The sequence below is a fragment of the Parasedimentitalea nitratireducens genome, from assembly GCF_057444295.1.
The window spans coordinates 13,988-27,845 of the sequence record NZ_JBYAXC010000013.1 but is presented as its reverse complement, the minus strand read 5'-3'; the positions used below and the strand labels follow the sequence as shown (position 1 = coordinate 27,845).

The following is a 13,858-nucleotide window of genomic DNA, read 5'->3' as shown; positions in this document are numbered from 1 at the left end:
AAACACTTCACAATCTTAGACTGGTTAATGCAACAGTCCCTTAGGTAATGGAAAATCCACCAACCTCAGCAAGTTGAGCGATAATATCCGGGACCCCTTGGTTGTGTTTAAGGCTGGCTAAGAAGAACGGCCCGTCGCCACGCATTCGCTTTGCATCCCGGTCCATCACCTCGAGCGAGGCCCCGACATAGGGGGCCAGATCGGTTTTGTTGATGACCAGCAGGTCAGAACGGGTGATTGCCGGGCCTCCCTTGCGGGGGATTTCCTCACCTGCGGCTACGTCGATGACATAGATGGTCACATCGGCTAGTTCGGGGCTGAAGGTGGCTGACAGGTTGTCACCACCGCTTTCGATCAGGACAATTTCAAGGTCGGAATGTCTGGTTTGCATTTCAGCAATTGCGGCGAGGTTGATCGAGGCATCTTCGCGAATGGCAGTATGTGGACAGCCCCCTGTTTCGACACCGATGACGCGATCCCGCGGCAACACCTGCATCCGCATCAGCGCTTCGGCGTCTTCCTGTGTATAGATGTCATTGGTGATGACTCCAATGGAGTGGGTTCTGGACAAACTGCGCGCAAGGGCGGCGGTCAGGGTGGTTTTGCCAGCGCCGACGGGGCCGCCGATACCTATCCGCAAGGGGCCATTAAAAGTGCTCATGAGCGAAACATCCTTGAGTATTGAGTTTCGTGTTGCATTGATGCGACGTCGGCCAGGAAGCAGGAGCCGCTGAGGTGGGTGAGATCTGATGTCAGTGCGTCTTGTGCCACTTGGGCAATCAATGGTGCCAGTTCTGTCAGAATGCGTTGCCCTTCGACTTGCCCAACTGGCATCAACCGCTGCGCGGCTGCGACAAGGTTGGAGACAAAGGCATGCAGGTACATATGCATGGTCACATCCAGCGGTAGATCATGTAGCTGCACTGCATAGCCAAGGCCAACCGGATAAGTCAGATCTGGGATGTCATGGCCTGAAATCGCCGAGGTGGTCTGGCAAAAGGCAGCACCTTGCAGAGCTGTCTCGGCCAGACGCTCTTTGGAGGGGGCAAAGGCCCGCGCCTGTTGGTCGATGTCCTGCAAAACTTTGGCGTCTTCACTGCGATAGGCGGCGACCAGTAGGATTGGATCACTGTAACCGGCACCATTTGTTAGCAGGTCAATCAACCACATCCGTAGGTCAGCACTGCTGATGATTGCACCAGTCTCGATTGCGGTCTCAAGGCCGTGCGAATAGGCGAAGGCCCCGATCGGGTAGGACGGAGACAGCCATTGCTGAAGCCGGGTCAGGTCGGGATCAGTGAGCATGGGAATGAGTGCGCCCGTGACCATAGGCGCCTCCAACCGGGGTAAAGGTCTCGGTCACGTCGCAAAGCTCGGCGCCCAATAGTTTCAACATGTCGCGGATCACATGATCATTCTGGATTAGTAGGCGGGTGGGTTCGATCTGGCAGGGGGTGTGGCGGTTGCCAATGTGCCAGGCCAACTGGGTCATGTCATCGCCGGTGATCTGCAACAGCTTTTCCGATGCGGCGACCACTTCGATCTCGCCACCGCTGTCCAACAGCAGCACGCCCTTGTGGTCCAGTGATGTGGTTTGGGGCAGATCGACCAGCAGTTTTTGACCAGCCTCGGTGGTTAGTACCTTACGGCGCATAAATCGGGCATCGTAATCAAGCACCACCCGATCAACCGGGGCTGTGTCATGGGCATGGCTGTGATAGGCGCGGCAGGTCATCGACGGAGCGCTCATGGCAGCGCCCTATGGGAAGGGCAGATATCGTAATGAGTTCTTTGCATATTTCGCCTCTTAAAACAGGAAGTAGCGTTGGGCCATCGGTAGGACCTCAGCTGGTTGGCAGGTCAAAAGCTCACCGTCGGCGCGCACTTCATAGGTTTCGGGATTCACGTCCATTTCGGGCGTGGCATTGTTCAGGATCAGATCCGACTTGCCGATGTTGCGAGTGTTGCGCACCGCCACGGTCTGTTTGGCCAGACCCAGTTTTTCACGAATACCGTCTGCCTGTGCCGCCTCAGATACGAATGTAACCGCATTGTTTTCCAGTGACCGGCCATAAGCGCCAAACATCGGGCGGGTGTAGACAGGTTGCGGTGTTGGGATCGAGGCATTTGGATCGCCCATCTGCGCACAGACAATGCTGCCCGACATAAGGACCATCTCGGGCTTCACGCCAAAGAACGCCGGGCTCCACAGCACCAGATCGGCGCGCTTGCCTTCGGTTATGCTGCCGATTTCATGGCTGATGCCATGGGCAATGGCCGGGTTGATGGTGTATTTGGCAATGTAGCGGCGTACCCGGAAGTTATCGTTCTCGCCAGTTTCTTCTACCAAACGCCCGCGCTGTTTCTTCATTTTGTCGGCGGTCTGCCAGGTTCGGATCAGCACCTCGCCGACACGGCCCATTGCCTGACTGTCCGACGCGATGATCGAAAAGGCGCCCATATCGTGCAGAATATCCTCTGCGGCAATGGTCTCGCGCCGGATCCGGCTCTCGGCAAAGGCGACATCTTCGGGGATGGATTTGTCCAGATGGTGACAGACCATCAGCATATCCAGATGTTCTTCCAGTGTGTTGACGGTAAAGGGCCGCGTTGGGTTAGTGGAGGACGGGAGGACATGCTCTTCGCCACAGATCTTGATGATATCAGGCGCATGACCGCCGCCGGCACCTTCGGTATGGAAGGCGTGAATGGTGCGGCCCTTCATGGCGTTGACAGTGTGTTCGACAAAACCGGACTCATTCAGTGTGTCTGTGTGGATCATCACCTGAACGTCCATGGCGTCGGCGACACCAAGGCAACAATCTATGGTCGCAGGGGTGGTGCCCCAGTCTTCGTGCAATTTCAGCGCACAGGCACCGCCTTTTACCTGCTCTTCCAGCGCAAAGGGTAAGCTGGCGTTGCCCTTACCCGCAAAGGCCAGGTTCATCGGAAAAGCATCGGCTGACTGCAACATGCGCCCGATATGCCAGGGGCCAGGGGTGCAGGTGGTGGCTAGGGTACCATGCGCCGGGCCGGTGCCGCCACCCAGCATGGTGGTCAGGCCTGAGTGCAGCGCGTCCTCGATCTGTTGGGGGCAGATGAAATGGATATGGCTATCGAAACCGCCCGCCGTCAGAATTTTGCCTTCACCGGCGATGATTTCGGTGCCCGGGCCGATGATGATGTTTACGCCAGGTTGGGTGTCAGGGTTGCCTGCTTTACCCAGTTTGGCAATGCGCCCGTCCTTCAGACCCACATCAGCCTTGAAGATACCTGAGTGATCAATAATCATCGCGTTGGTGATTACCGTATCCACCGCCCCATCGGCGCGGGTGACTTGCGACTGGCCCATTCCGTCGCGAATTACTTTGCCACCACCGAATTTGACTTCTTCGCCATAGGTGGTCAGATCGCGCTCGACCTCGATAATCAGATCGGTATCGGCCAGACGCAGACGGTCGCCCGTTGTGGGGCCATACATTGCGGCATAGTCGGAGCGTTTGATTGTGGCTGGCATCTTGTGGCCTCCAATGCGTCGGATACGGTGGTGTCTTGCGGATTTTTTGAGGATGGTTCGGCTGGTAGCGACGGTAAGTTACAGGTTCCCCATCACTTTTTGATTGAACCCATAGATCCGCCGGTCCCCGGAAATAGGGATCAGGTTCACCTCGCGCCGTTGTCCCGGCTCGAACCGCACCGCTGTTCCGGCGGCAATGTCGAGCCGCAGGCCATGTGCCACGGTCCGGTCGAACTCAAGTGCCGAGTTGCTTTCGGCAAAATGGTAATGGCTGCCAACCTGCACCGGACGATCGCCGGTATTGGCAACCATCAGCGTCACCGCCTTGGTTCCGTCGTTCAGTACCATATCGCCCGCGGCTGGAAACAACTCTCCAGGGATCATTTGCGGCTGCTGCGCGCATAGGCTAGCGCGGCGGCACCAGCGATGGCTGTCAGGCCCAGCACAACCGGCAACCAGCTGCTGGCTTCATGCGGGTGGATATGGGCGCCACTGTGGGCCAGGGCAGGGGAGGCAAAAGCGATCAACGGTAGAAATATCAGAGTTTTCATCGGAATGTCCTTATCGAATGGGGTTGTGAACGGTGACAAGTTTGGTGCCGTCCGGGAATGTGGCCTCGACCTGCACTTCGGGGATCATCTCGGCGATGCCCTCCATGCATTGCTCGACCGAGATGATCTCGGCTCCGGCTTCCATCATGTCGGCAACGGATCGGCCATCCCGGGCGCCTTCGACAACGGCGTCGGTGATCAGAGCAATCGCCTCGGGGTAGTTCAGTTTGACGCCACGGGCCAACCGCTTGCGCGCGATCTCGGCGGCCATGGCAATCAGCAGTTTGTCTTTCTCGCGGGGGGTCAGGTTCATATCAGAGTCTCCAGCACAGCGGCAGACCGTTGTCAGTGAGCCGGTCAAGAATGGGTAAAAGGGACTTGCGCAGGACAAAGCTGTCTTTGGCGAGCATACGTAACACCAGCAGGTCATCGCCAATCAGCGACACACCTCCGGTGTCAGGCAAGGCGTCACGTAAGAACGTCAGGTGACGCCCTGCATCCGGAGCAGTGAATATCAGGTTGGCCATGGCATTTGCGCCATTGGCCACGGCGGGGCGGGACAGTTTGGCTGTAATGTCCCCGTGCAGCCGAACCGCATCGTAATAGAGACGCTGTCCATTGCGACGTATGTCGATACAATCGTTGAACCGTGCGTTACTTAGCACTTCGCCCATGGCAATTCGGCCAAATACCAGCGGTTCGACCACCAGCAACGTGGCATCTTTGGCCAGATTTGCGGTGAGATGGCGTTGGAAGGAACAATGGTTATACAGAATGGTTTCTTGCGGCATCCAGTTCAGGCGCGCACCGGTGCCAACACGCAGGCGGGTGTCCATCCGACCAGTCTGTCCTGGCTGCGCGCGATATACCCGCTCTGCGGCTTGGGTGGTTAGGGTCATATGACAGTTGCCTACAGCCTCTACCGAAATGGAGAAACGGTCACCGCCGGTTATGCCACCCGCAGTATTTATCATTACGGCCTCAAGGCCGGAAACCCTGCGCGGGAACAGTAGTTTAAGCGCACCAGACTGGCGCAGATTTGCTAGGCAAGATTTGCCGCTTTTGAGATGCCCAACAACTCGCATAGCCCCAATGGCACGGGGTTGCGCAGCCTCTGCTGTTGCAGCGTTTATGTCTTGGCGAATGGTGATGCCGGTTTCCTCGATACCCTGTTCTCGACAGAATATGGAGCACATCAAGGTAGCGATAACTAGAAAACCGGCAGTGTAAGCTGGGGCACAAAAGGCGGGTGGGTAATAATTGGGCGCACCTGCAATTATTCGCCTAGAAATTGATCATTTGTAATTTTTGCCCAGAAATTAAGGGGTGCCGCAGTTGCCAATCATCCGGTCAAGCAGAACCTCTGGTGCCACTGAGAGCGCAATCATTTTTGTGATCTCAGTAAAAATAGGTGTGTGACGACCAAACGAATTGGACCTCGATGCGGCCGCCACACGATTTGCAACAAACGTTGCAGGGTCGACGTAGTAGTGCCGTCTGTAAAAGGCAAGTACTCCTGCGCGCTCTGTCTGGAGAGATACGATGACCTTTTTAAAGAAAACCGCAGCTAGCGTACTGGCCTTGAGCGTCATGACTGGTGCGGCATTCGCCGGTGACACAATCAAAGTTGGCGTTCTACATTCGCTGTCCGGCACAATGGCCATTTCAGAGACAACGCTGAAAGACACCATGTTGATGCTGATCGAAGAGCAAAATGCCAAAGGTGGCTTGCTGGGCAAGCAACTGGAAGCTGTTGTGGTTGACCCGGCGTCGGACTGGCCGCTGTTTTCTGAAAAAGCGCGCGAACTGATCTCTGTACATGATGTTGACGTGATCTTCGGCAACTGGACTTCTGTGTCTCGTAAATCGGTTCTGCCGGTGATTGAAGAGCTGAACGGCCTGCTGTTCTACCCAGTTCAGTACGAAGGCGAAGAAAGTTCGAAGAACGTCTTTTACACCGGTGCCGCACCAAACCAACAGGCGATCCCAGCCACCGATTACTTCCTCGAAGAATTGGGCGTAGAAAAGTTTGCACTACTGGGCACCGACTATGTCTACCCCCGCACAACCAACAACATTCTTAAGGCCTATCTGCAGGGCAAAGGTGTTTCCGACGGCGACATCTTCGTCAACTACACACCCTTTGGTCACTCGGACTGGTCTAAAATTGTTGCAGACGTTGTAGCACTGGGGGCTGACGGAAAAAAAGTCGGCGTGATCTCAACCATCAATGGCGACGCAAACATCGGCTTCTATAAAGAACTGGCAGCAGCTGGCATTTCGGCTGACGATATCCCTGTTGTTGCCTTCTCAGTTGGTGAAGAAGAACTGTCTGGTCTGGATACCTCCAACCTCGTTGGTCACCTGGCAGCCTGGAATTACTTCCAGTCGGCAGACACCGAGGTCAACGAAGCCTTTGTCGCCAAATGGAAAGAAACCATGGGCGAAGAACGTGTGACCAATGACCCGATGGAAGCACACTATATCGGCTTCAACATGTGGGTGAACGCCGCTACGGCTGCTGACACCACGGATGTGGATGCTGTCCGTACCGCGATGTACGGTCAGGAATTCGGCAACCTAACCGGTGGTACTGCGGTGATGTTGCCGAACCATCACCTGGCCAAGCCGGTTCTGATTGGCGAAATTCAAGATGATGGCCAGTTCGACATAATCAGCCAGACAGATGAGGTCGCAGGCGACGCCTGGACTGATTTCTTGCCGGAATCTTCGGTTCTGAAGTCCGATTGGAAAGACCTGGGTTGCGGTATGTACAACACCACAACACAGACCTGCGTTCAGACTTTGTCGAACTACTAAGGTTCGAAAAATATATGACGAGAGCCGTTGGGCTCTCGTCTCTTTCTGGGCGGACTTATTACTATGTTACGAACACTATTTGCGTGCCTTGCACTGATGTGCTGGTGCCAGACCGGGCTTGCCCAGGAACTGACTGTGCAGGAGATCCTGCAACAAAACAAAAAACTGGTCGAGAAATCGTCGCGCAAAACCATTGGACCGGTGATCGCGCAAATTGCCGCCAGCAATTTGTCACAGGCGCAGGTTTTCCTTGAGGCCTGGGGTAGCAAACAGGTTTGGCAGCGCCGATCTGACGGGTTGTTCTTTTTTGGAACCGAAGTGGCCAAACGCCAATATGAGCTGACTGATCCCGACAGTGGAGAGGCAGTTGGCGAGTTTACCAAGAAACAGTTGAAGCAGCTAAAACCCAACAGCGGCGTGCGGGCGCTGATCGCCACCGCCCTGGTTCAGTTCCAACTGTTCGACCCAGATCCCGCCAAACGGGCCGAGGCACTTCAGACGATGGAACGCGTCCCCACTGCCATGCATTTGGCCCCGCTACGGCTCTCGATTGATAATGAGCAGGACGCCGACCTTAAGGCGCGCAAATCTCGGCTGGAACGTCTGCTGACCATTTCCTTTGATCCCGATACGGCCACCCGTGTCGCGGCGATCCAATCCTTCGAAGGTGGTCTTGGCGTGGATGTGAGGGCAACGCTCAATCCACTGGTGGTTACTTCTATGAACATCACTTCTGGTGATTTGCCGACAGATGAAAACATCGCGCGCGTCATCAAACCCGGCAGCGAATATCTGAGCATGCCTGCGGCCTATGACCTCTTGGTTGCCGGCAAACTTGCACCGCCTGCCACCTCAGCCGAAGACATCCGCGCGGCGCTGGTTGCGCATATCGACGGCGGTCAGGTTGCCAAAATTTCGGTTGCGCAACTGTCCGATCCTGAAATCCGTCGGCAGGCCTATGACAGGTTGGCGGAACAGTCCTTGGTACCCGCCTTTATTGGTGAAGAAGACATCGCCAAAAAGCTGCTGGGCTATAGGTTTTATGAAACATTCGCAGAAACTTCCGTCGCAGTGACCGATGCCGCGCAGGCGGCCTTGTCCAAGATCGACTTGAATGTCGGTATGAACCAGACGCTGGACCTGACGCTTGATGCGATCTCTCTGGCATCTATCTACTTCCTCGCTGCCATCGGTTTGGCCATCACCTTTGGTGTGATGGGCGTGATCAACATGGCCCACGGCGAGTTCATCATGATGGGAGCCTATACCGGCTACGTAGTACAGCAAGTCATTCCAAACCATACGGTTTCCATCCTTGTGGCGCTGCCGCTGGCTTTTGCGGTGACCTTTGCCGCCGGTGTCGTGATGGAGCGGCTGGTGATCCGCTACCTGTACAACCGCCCACTGGAAACGCTGTTGGCTACATTTGGCATCTCAATCGCACTGCAACAGCTGGCCAAGAACATTTTTGGCACGCAGGCGCGACCACTGACAGCGCCGGGTTGGCTGGATGGGGCCTGGGTTATGAACGACGTGGTGTCGATCAGTTACATCCGCATCGCCATCTTCATCCTCGCGTTGATTTTTCTGTGCGTGTTCCTGTTTATCATGAAACGCACCCGGCTGGGGCTGGAAACCCGCACTGTCACCCAGAACCCGCGCATGGCTGCTTCGATGGGAATCAACCCTGAGCGAGTGAATATGCTAACATTTGGTCTGGGCTCGGGCATTGCCGGGGTAGCAGGCGTAGCCATCGGGCTGTTTGCCAAGGTTACTTCGGAAATGGGCAATGACTATATCGTGCAAAGCTTCATGACCGTGGTCGTCGGCGGCGTTGGCAACATTTGGGGCGCGCTGGCCGGGGCCACCATGATCGGCTTCCTGCAAAAAGGTATCGAGTGGGGCTACCCGTCCAACACGTTGGCCGCGCAAACTTACATGATCATCTTCATCATCATTTTCATCCAGTTCAAACCCCGAGGCATTATCGCGCTCAAGGGTCGTGCGGCAGGAGATTAACTTATGCGGACATCCTTTATCGCAAAATACCCATCGGTGCTTGTTTTCTTGCTGGCACTGGCGAGTTTTACCATCATCGTGACTATCCTGTCCGAGGGGTTTGGCATCGGGGTGATTTCTACCAGCTTTATCAAGACGCTGGGTAAAACGCTCTGCCTGTGTCTGATTGCGGTCGCCATGGATCTGGTCTGGGGGTTTGCCGGAATTCTTAGCCTTGGGCATTTCGCCTTCTTTGGGCTGGGCGGCTACATGATCGGCATGTGGCTGATGTATGAACGCACCCGGCTGATCGTGACTGAGGCATTGATGCAAGGTCAGATTCCGCCAACTGGGAGTGAAGTGATCGACAGCATCGGAAGTCAGATCTTTGGGGTGGTTGGCAGCAATGAGTTTCCGCTGATCTGGACCTTTGCCGACAGTTTGGGCCTGCAATTGCTGCTGGTTGTTTTGGTGCCGGGTATTCTGGCGCTGGTCTTTGGCTGGCTTGCCTTTCGCAGCCGGGTCACTGGCGTCTACTTGTCGATCCTGACCCAAGCCATGACGCTGGCACTGGCGCTGTATCTGTTCCAGAACGACAGCGGCTTGCGTGGCAACAACGGCTTGTCCGGTTTGCAGAATTTGCCCGGCGTAGAGGCCCCACAATCCATTGTGTCGATGTGGTTCTTTCTCGCCTCTGCCATGGCATTGGGTTTGGGGTATTCATTGGCCGCATGGATTGTGTCGGGCAAGTTCGGCTCGGTCCTGCGTGGCATCCGCGACAATGAAACCCGCGTGCGGTTTCTTGGCTATTCGGTCGAAGGTTTTAAACTGGCCATCTTTACCCTGACGGCCTGTATCGCGGCCATCGCCGGGGCGCTGTATTATCCGCAGGCAGGTATCATCAATCCGGCTGAAATAGTGCCCATCGCATCAATCTATCTGGCAGTCTGGGTCGCCATCGGGGGCAGGGGGCGGCTGTATGGCGCTGTTATTGGCGCGGGTTTTGTCAGTCTAATCTCGACTTGGTTCACTGGTGGTAAGGCCCCCGATATTCCGCTGGGGTTCTACACCATTAAATGGGTCGACTGGTGGCTGGTGCTGCTGGGCCTGTCCTTTGTTGGGGTCACATTGTTTGCGCCCAAAGGCATCGGTGGGTTGTTTGACCTTATGAAAAAAAGGAGGGCAAGGCATGAGCACACTTCTTGAGGTATCCGGTGTTTCGGTCAGCTTTGACGGGTTTAAGGCCATCAACAACCTTTCGTTTCAGATAGCTGATTCTGAGTTGCGCGCGGTGATTGGTCCCAATGGGGCGGGCAAGACCACATTTATGGATATAGTGACCGGTAAGACCCGCCCGGACGAAGGGCGGGTGATCTGGGGTGAGAGATCGGTTTCGTTGCTGCGGATGAATGAGGCCCAAATTGCGCGCGAGGGCATTGGCCGTAAGTTTCAGAAGCCGACGGTTTTCGAGGACCAGACTGTTCGCGAAAACTTTCTAATGGCATTGAAAAAGGATCGGGGTGTTCTGTCAGTTCTGCTCTTTCGGCCCAGCAAGGCGGACCATGAACAGGTCGATGCTCTGGCCGAAGAGGTTGGTTTGCTGGCTGAACTTGACCGCTTGGCTGGAGAACTAAGCCACGGCCAGAAACAATGGTTGGAAATCGGTATGTTGCTGGCACAGGAACCACGCCTGCTGCTGGTCGACGAACCTGCTGCCGGCATGACACCGGAAGAACGTGAACACACATCCGAACTGCTGGTGCAAGCCGCCAAAACCCGCGCGGTTGTGGTGGTGGAACACGATATGGAATTTGTCCGCCGTCTGGGCTGCAAGGTCACAGTCCTTCACGAGGGCGCGGTATTGGCCGAGGGATCACTGGATCACGTGACCTCAAACTCTGACGTCATCGACGTCTATCTGGGGCGATAACATGCTGAAACTCAAAGACCTCACGCTGCATTACGGGCATTCACAAATCCTCCATGACATCTCGATGGAGGCCAAGTCCGGCGAAGTCACCTGTGTCATGGGCTGTAACGGCGTTGGGAAAACCAGCCTGATGAAGGCGATCACTGGCACCCATTTACGATCCGGCGGCCAGATGTGGTTGGACGGTCAGGAGTTGGGTATGGACTCGGCTCATGTTCTCGCCCGTGCGGGCATTGCCTCGGTTCCGCAGGGCAGGGACATCTTTCCGCTGCTGACCGTGCGCGAGAATCTGGAAACCGGATTTGCCTGTCTGCCGCGGGACCAACACCATATTCCCGATCACATCTTTGACCTGTTCCCGGTTCTGCGCGACATGATCAACCGTCGCGGTGGCGATCTGTCCGGTGGCCAGCAACAGCAACTGGCTATTGGCCGCGCGCTGATTACCAAACCCAAGCTGCTAATCCTTGATGAACCGACAGAGGGCATTCAGCCCAATATCATCCAGCAAATCGGCGAGGTCATCAAACTGCTGCGCGACCAGGGCGAGATGGCGATCATTTTGGTCGAGCAGTTCTTTGAATTTGCCTATGGGTTGGCGGATCAATGTGTGGTGCTGCGACGTGGCGAGATCATACTTGAAGGGGCGAAGCAAACGCTATCCCGAGAAGTGCTATTGGACGGGGTTTCAGTTTGAGATTGTTATGAGGCAAAATTAAAATATCTGCCTCATGACTTGTGGTATCAGCGGCGGACTCTTTGATTGTTGTCATCAAAAAAGTGCAGATGCTCTGGTTTGAAGAGCAAGCCCACTGTTTGTCCCACCTCAAGATCGGTATCCCCGCTGACCCGTACTGTCAGTTTCTCGGTGCGTCCGTAGTCCATGATCAGGAATGTATCGGCGCCGAGGTATTCTATGACTTCGACCCGGGCGTCACACTGTCCGGTGTTGGATGTTGTCAGTTGAATGTGTTCGGGGCGGATGCCGACATGCTTGGCCGACTGTGTGAATGGGTAGGAGGCACCACCGCCGGCCGTTAGGTGATACTGTCCATCCGAGATTGAACAGGGCAGGATGTTCATTTTGGGGCTGCCGATGAATTGCGCCACAAATAGATTGGCAGGGCTTTCATACAGTTCCCGCGGGGTTCCGACCTGTGCGATATGGCCATATTCCAGCACCACAATCCGATCCGCCAAAGTCATCGCCTCAACCTGATCATGGGTCACATAGATCATGGTGCGTTTTAGCTTCTGATGTAGCTTGGCGATTTCATAGCGCATTTCCACCCGTAGGGCGGCGTCGAGGTTAGACAGGGGTTCGTCAAACAAAAACGCGGTTGGGTCGCGTACGATGGAGCGGCCAATGGCCACCCGCTGGCGTTGTCCGCCCGACAGATCCTTGGGGCGGCGATCCAGAAAGTCGGTCAGCTTCAGAACTTGGGCGGCGTGTTCAACACGCTCTTTGATTTCCGATTTGGGGGCACCGGCCACCTTGAGCGAAAACCCCATATTTTCAGCAACCGACAGATGCGGGTACAGGGCATATGACTGGAACACCATGGTCAGCCCCCGCTTGGACGGAGGGTGATCAGTGACATCCGTGCCATTGATTCCTATAGCGCCGCGCGACGTATCTTCCAGCCCGCCAATCATGCGTAGCAGGGTGGATTTGCCACAGCCCGATGGACCAACAAAGACCACAAACTCGCCATCCTGAATATTCAGATCGATACCTTTGATCACCTGAACATTGCCAAACCATTTTTCGACGGACTTTAGTGCGATGCTTCCCATTAGGTTCTCCCCGCCCAAGCCAGCCACACCGCGGCAGTCCAAGTGAATGATTTGCCCCCGGCGGGGCTGCCTGAGAGCGGGTCAAAGTATTCCGCAAACCCGTGTTCAGAGATTAGCGCCCCCGTTTTGCGCGCAAGCTCGGTGGCTTCTGCGTGATGTCCTTGCTGCTCAAGCCCTAAGCCGATTAGCATGTTGACCACTGCCCAGGTTGGGCCACGCCAGTATCTGCGCGCATCAAATGTGTCGCTATCTGGATCATTGCTGGGCACCGGGTAAGGGACGGTTTCCAGCGTGTTGCGTAGCCTGTCCATCATTTGGTCCGAGTCGATGCCGCCCAGCCAGCACAAATAGGATGCGCTGGATACACAGCCTGCCCATTCGCCACTCAACACATCACGAGAGTCAAAGGCGCCAAGATCGGTGTTCCACAAGGTGGCGGCTCCGGCTTCAAGGGTTTTAATGTCCTCGGTCAGGCCGGTCGTGTCAAAGCCCAGTTCAGTCCCCATTGCCAAAAGATCCCGTGCTGCCCCCAGTGTGGTGAAGGTCATTGTTGGATCCGCCACCCGGAACGGGCTTTGTTCACGTAGGGCGGCCTGATCCCAGTGCAGGTTGCGGCCCAGCTGCACCAATTTGATATAACGGTCGTAATCGAAATTTGTTGGTCGGTCGTCACTATTGACGTGTGTGGTGTCGCGCCGGGTGTATTCACCTACGTCAGAGGCATCCATCCGGGCCATGGTTTTATCCCAGTCGGGAGCATTGTCGCGGCCTGTTTCCCAGGGATGGGTGGTACAGACAGCACCGCGATCCAGTCGCCATTGCATGATCCAGCGATGCCAGGCCAGCATCTTGGGATAAAGCGCGGTCAGGTGTGTGGCACCTGCGCCAGTGTCTTTTTCCCAAACCCGGCGGGCCATACTGGCGGCAATCGGGGGCTGAATTATTCCTGACGATGGGATTGGACCATCACATCCCCAAACATCGGGTCCGGGAAAATAGCCGGGATCGGGTTGGTGGAACAGGATGTGTGGGACCATGCCATCTGACCATTGCCCGGAAAACAGGGTTTCCAGTTCGATCCAAGCGCGAGTGATGTCGAACTCGGCAAAGCCCAATGCGGCAATCGCGCTGTCCCAGTTCCATTGGTAGGGGTATAGCCCCTTGGTTGGAATGGTATAGCAACCCTTATCGTTTTGGATCAGGATCTGTCGGGCGGCTTGGCCTAGGCTGTGTGTTGTCGTCATT

Annotated in this window: 15 protein-coding genes; 5 read left to right on the top strand and 10 right to left on the bottom strand. The window is 55.7% G+C overall.

Annotation, left to right across the window (positions count from 1 at the left end; translation table 11 throughout):
- Positions 1-40: 40 nt before the first annotated feature.
- From ureG to AC2T28_RS21730, 8 genes are all read right to left on the bottom strand, one after another.
- The gene (gene ureG, locus AC2T28_RS21765) at positions 41-661 is read right to left on the bottom strand and encodes an urease accessory protein UreG (RefSeq protein WP_138165392.1); all 621 of its coding nucleotides are present in this window, start codon (positions 659-661) and stop codon (positions 41-43) included.
- Positions 658-1,329 carry an urease accessory protein UreF gene (locus AC2T28_RS21760; protein ID WP_486750733.1) on the bottom strand — a complete coding sequence of 224 codons (672 nt, stop codon included), beginning with the start codon at positions 1,327-1,329 and terminating at the stop codon, positions 658-660. Before AC2T28_RS21760 ends, ureG begins: the two co-directional genes overlap by 4 nt.
- On the bottom strand, positions 1,295-1,750 hold the full coding sequence (locus AC2T28_RS21755) for an urease accessory protein UreE (RefSeq protein ID WP_138165394.1): 456 nt from the start codon (positions 1,748-1,750) through the stop codon (positions 1,295-1,297). Before AC2T28_RS21755 ends, AC2T28_RS21760 begins: the two co-directional genes overlap by 35 nt.
- Before the next feature lie 57 nt (positions 1,751-1,807).
- Entirely contained in the window at positions 1,808-3,517 is a 1,710-nt protein-coding gene (gene ureC, locus AC2T28_RS21750) for an urease subunit alpha (protein ID WP_138165395.1), read from the bottom strand.
- Positions 3,518-3,595: 78 nt separating this feature from the next.
- Positions 3,596-3,901 carry an urease subunit beta gene (locus AC2T28_RS21745; RefSeq protein WP_486750732.1) on the bottom strand — a complete coding sequence of 102 codons (306 nt, stop codon included), beginning with the start codon at positions 3,899-3,901 and terminating at the stop codon, positions 3,596-3,598.
- The gene (locus AC2T28_RS21740; protein ID WP_171021796.1) at positions 3,898-4,068 is read right to left on the bottom strand and encodes a hypothetical protein; all 171 of its coding nucleotides are present in this window, start codon (positions 4,066-4,068) and stop codon (positions 3,898-3,900) included. The genes AC2T28_RS21745 and AC2T28_RS21740 overlap by 4 nt, the downstream gene beginning before the upstream one ends.
- Positions 4,069-4,078: 10 nt before the next feature.
- Positions 4,079-4,381 carry an urease subunit gamma gene (locus AC2T28_RS21735; RefSeq protein ID WP_138165397.1) on the bottom strand — a complete coding sequence of 101 codons (303 nt, stop codon included), beginning with the start codon at positions 4,379-4,381 and terminating at the stop codon, positions 4,079-4,081.
- Between the two features lies 1 nt (position 4,382).
- Positions 4,383-5,264 carry an urease accessory protein UreD gene (locus AC2T28_RS21730; protein ID WP_246079574.1) on the bottom strand — a complete coding sequence of 294 codons (882 nt, stop codon included), beginning with the start codon at positions 5,262-5,264 and terminating at the stop codon, positions 4,383-4,385.
- A 346-nt stretch (positions 5,265-5,610) separates the two neighbouring features.
- On the opposite strand from AC2T28_RS21730, the gene urtA reads away from it, so the two are divergent.
- The 5 genes from urtA to urtE all read left to right on the top strand — a co-directional run bounded on the left by urtA (position 5,611) and on the right by urtE (position 11,513).
- Positions 5,611-6,888 (top strand): urea ABC transporter substrate-binding protein, encoded by a 1,278-nt coding sequence (gene urtA / locus AC2T28_RS21725; RefSeq protein WP_138165398.1) that lies wholly within the window; start codon positions 5,611-5,613, stop codon positions 6,886-6,888.
- Between the two features lie 63 nt (positions 6,889-6,951).
- A complete protein-coding gene (gene urtB, locus AC2T28_RS21720; RefSeq protein WP_138165399.1) occupies positions 6,952-8,907 on the top strand; it encodes an urea ABC transporter permease subunit UrtB in 1,956 nt (651 codons plus the stop codon).
- Between the two features lie 3 nt (positions 8,908-8,910).
- Positions 8,911-10,092, top strand: coding sequence for an urea ABC transporter permease subunit UrtC (urtC, locus tag AC2T28_RS21715; protein WP_138165400.1), 1,182 nt, complete (start codon positions 8,911-8,913; stop codon positions 10,090-10,092).
- Positions 10,076-10,816: an urea ABC transporter ATP-binding protein UrtD gene (urtD, locus tag AC2T28_RS21710; RefSeq protein ID WP_138165401.1), complete on the top strand. Its 741-nt coding sequence runs from the start codon at positions 10,076-10,078 to the stop codon at positions 10,814-10,816. The genes urtC and urtD overlap by 17 nt, the downstream gene beginning before the upstream one ends.
- A gap of 1 nt (position 10,817) precedes the next feature.
- Positions 10,818-11,513 (top strand): urea ABC transporter ATP-binding subunit UrtE, encoded by a 696-nt coding sequence (gene urtE, locus AC2T28_RS21705; protein WP_138165402.1) that lies wholly within the window; start codon positions 10,818-10,820, stop codon positions 11,511-11,513.
- 47 nt (positions 11,514-11,560) lie between these two features.
- Here the strand turns inward: urtE and AC2T28_RS21700 are convergent, their stop codons facing one another.
- A complete protein-coding gene (locus tag AC2T28_RS21700; RefSeq protein ID WP_138165403.1) occupies positions 11,561-12,613 on the bottom strand; it encodes an ABC transporter ATP-binding protein in 1,053 nt (350 codons plus the stop codon).
- On the bottom strand, positions 12,613-13,857 hold the full coding sequence (locus AC2T28_RS21695) for an MGH1-like glycoside hydrolase domain-containing protein (protein ID WP_138165404.1): 1,245 nt from the start codon (positions 13,855-13,857) through the stop codon (positions 12,613-12,615). Before AC2T28_RS21695 ends, AC2T28_RS21700 begins: the two co-directional genes overlap by 1 nt.
- Position 13,858 lies beyond the last annotated feature (1 nt).